This window comes from Bacillota bacterium, assembly GCA_040754675.1.
GTDB lineage: Bacteria > Bacillota > Limnochordia > Limnochordales > Geochordaceae > Geochorda.
The window spans coordinates 1-2,810 of sequence record JBFMCJ010000520.1 but is presented as its reverse complement, the minus strand read 5'-3'; the positions used below and the strand labels follow the sequence as shown (position 1 = coordinate 2,810).

Sequence of the window (2,810 nt, the reverse complement as noted above, 5' to 3'; positions counted from 1 at the left end):
TGGAGGGCCGGTCGGAGACGGTGGCGGCGGCGGGAATCCTGCGTGACGCGCTCTTCCGCCAGCCCGGGGTAGAGAGCGTGCGGGTGTCCCGCGTGGTGCGTGAGGACGAATCGGGACTGTACGCGTTCCGGCTGGAGGCCCGGCTGGCGCCGCAGGGTTGGGAGGTGGGTGGTAAGTGACGGAACCGGTCGTGTTCCGGTTGCGTCGGCCGGGCAGGGCCCGGCTCGTGCTGGCGGTTGCGGCGGCGGGTTTGGCGTTGGCGGTCCTGGCGGGGCGGTGGGCGCTTTCGGAATACGGGCTGGCGGCACGGTCCAGGGCCAGCCTGGCCTCGGTGAGGTCGCAGGCGGCCTCCGCCGGCGCCGCCACGGCGCGTGCGGAAGCGGCCCTGGCGGCCTTCCGGGAAGCGTCGGAGCCGCTGGCGGTGGACGTTGGCACCGGGTGGGTGCTGGCGCGTCTCGAGGAGCTTTCGCGCGAGGCCGGAGTGCTGCTGGTGGCGGTGCAGCCAGAGGAGCCGGTGGACGGCTTCTTCCGGGGCCACCTGCGAGCCGTTCCATACCGGGTGGAGGCCCGCGGGCCCGGCCCGGGTGCGCAGTGCTTCCTCGCCCTGCTCGAGGGCATGGCCGGTGCGGCGGAGGTGCGGGTGCTCTCAGTTGCTGCGCCGGAGCAGCCCGGGTCGGCTCCCGGCGATGTCTCCTGCTCGTGCTTGCTTCTGCTTTATTCGCTGAACCCGCCCCAGCGGCAGGATCTTCTCCCGGCACCCGCGCCCCGGGACGACGTCTGGACCCCGCTCGCGGGCCCGGAGGCTCCTGAGGAACGGGAGGTGCCTGGCGTTGGCTCTGGCGGTTGAGGACCTCCTCTCGGCGGCGTGCAGGCTGGAGGCCTCGGACGTCCACCTCACCGCGGGCGCGCCGGCCATGCTGCGGGTGCACGGGATGCTGGTGGCGGCGGCGGAGGCCGCGGCGAGCGAGCTGTTTGACGGCAGGGAGAGCCTCGCGGAACTGCTCGCCCGCGAGCCGCGTTGGGCCGGGCCGCTTTCCGCCGCGGACCTGCAGGAGCTGGCGGCGTCCCTGCTCGGCGGTGATGGGACCCGCCGAGATCGGTTCCTCACCACCGGCTCCTGCGACCTGGCCTACCAGCTCCCGGGCCAGGCACGTTTTCGGGTGAACGTGTACCGCCAGCGCGGCTCGCCCGCGGTGGCCGCGCGGAGGCTTTCCTTCCGGGTGCCCGGGCTCGGGGAGCTGTTTGGGCACCAGCCCGGACTGGCCGAAACGGTAGCGCAGCTGGCTTCCCTGCCGCGGGGCCTGGTGCTCGTCACGGGAGCTACCGGATCGGGCAAGTCCACCACACTGGCAGCCATGGTCGTTCACGCGGTTTCCCAAATGGCGCGGCACGTTATCACCCTGGAAGACCCCATCGAGTACCTGATCGCGCACGGCCGCGGGCTGGTCAACCAGCGGCAGGTTGGCGAGGACGTCCCGGGGTTTGCCGAAGGGCTGCGCGCTGCGCTCCGGGAGGATCCGGACGTTATCGTGGTGGGTGAGATGCGCGACCCGGAGACCATTGCGGCGGCGCTGACGGCCGCGGAAACCGGCCACCTCGTGCTCTCGACGCTGCACACGCGCACGGCTGCGGCCGCGGTGACCCGCGTGGTAGACGCCTTCCCGCCACGCGACCGGGACCAGGTCCGGATCCAGTTTGCCGAGAGCATCCAGGGCATCCTGGCCCAGCAGCTGCTTCCCCGCGCGGGTGGCGGGACGCGCCTGGCGGCGGTGGAAGTCCTCCTGGCGACGCCCGCAGTCAGGGCTATGATCCGCGAGGGCAGGATTCAGGAAGTGCCCTCGGCCATCCAGACGGGCTCGCAGGAGGGCATGGTGCCCATGGACCGCGCGCTGGCCGACCTCGTCCGGGCGGGTCTGGTCTCCGAGGAGGAGGCGCGGGAGCGGTGCGTCATGCGGCAGCTCTTTGATTCTTATCTGGGTGGCTGGTTCCGCGTGCGTTAGAGCGTTAAAGGGGGTTTTGATTTGGAAAGCAACGGCAAGCGTGTGTTCATCGGCCTGCCGCGGCCGGGCGAGCAGGTGCTGGTGGCGGCCCCGCCGGGCGCGGTGTGGTGTGCGGTGCTGGCGTACGACGGGGCGCTGCTGCTCAAGCCCCGGTCGCCGCTGCGGGTGGCGCCGGGCGACGAGGTGGTGGTGCGCCGGCAGCGGGCGGGGCAGGAGTTCTTCTTCCGCGAGCGAGTGGTGGAGGGCCAACCGCTAGCAGTGAGCCTGAGCGTAGCCTCCGTGACCAGGGCTCCCCGCCACCGGGTTTCGGCGCCTGTCCGGGTGCTGCTCGCCGGGGGCGTTCTCCTGGATGGCGCGGCGCAAGACCTGAGCCAGGGCGGCGCACGGGTGGCGCTCTGGCGCCCGGTTCCCGAGGGCGCCGAAGCGGTGCTGCAGCTGGAAGGCCGCGAGGCCCGCTGCGAGGTGCGGAGCTGCTTCCCCTGGGCGGGCGGCTGGTGGTACGCGGGGCTGGCCTTCCGGGAGCGGGAGTCGGACTTTGCCGAAGCGGTCGGCCGGCTCGTGGCCCGGGGGAGCCCCGGGAAGAAGCGCGAGAGGGGGTGATGGAGTTGGCCAAAAAGCTCCTTTTCCTGGCGGTGCTGGCCACGTTCGTGCTCGGGCTGGCGGGCCAGGTGCTGGCGGAGGGCGAGATCGTGATGCCGCAGCCTCCGCGGCCTCCCGCCGGAGTCGGCGAGGGCCAGCAGAGGCTGGTGGAGATCCTCCAGCGCGTGCTCAACCTGCTCATGGTGGTGGGCGCGCTGGTGGCCGCGGTGA

4 protein-coding genes are annotated in these 2,810 nt (G+C 72.5%); all 4 read left to right on the top strand.

Annotated elements, in window-relative coordinates:
• Nucleotides 1-175 precede the first annotated feature (175 nt).
• Nucleotides 176-847: a hypothetical protein gene (locus tag AB1609_20100; GenBank protein ID MEW6048745.1), complete on the top strand. Its 672-nt coding sequence runs from the start codon at nt 176-178 to the stop codon at nt 845-847.
• On the top strand, nt 831-2,000 hold the full coding sequence (locus tag AB1609_20095) for a PilT/PilU family type 4a pilus ATPase (GenBank protein ID MEW6048744.1): 1,170 nt from the start codon (nt 831-833) through the stop codon (nt 1,998-2,000). The genes AB1609_20100 and AB1609_20095 overlap by 17 nt, the downstream gene beginning before the upstream one ends.
• A 21-nt stretch (nt 2,001-2,021) precedes the next feature.
• Complete coding sequence (locus AB1609_20090; protein ID MEW6048743.1) at nt 2,022-2,600, top strand: PilZ domain-containing protein; 579 nt, start codon at nt 2,022-2,024, stop codon at nt 2,598-2,600.
• A 5-nt stretch (nt 2,601-2,605) separates the two neighbouring features.
• A partial coding sequence (locus AB1609_20085; protein MEW6048742.1) for a hypothetical protein occupies nt 2,606-2,810 on the top strand: 205 nt, incomplete at its 3' end.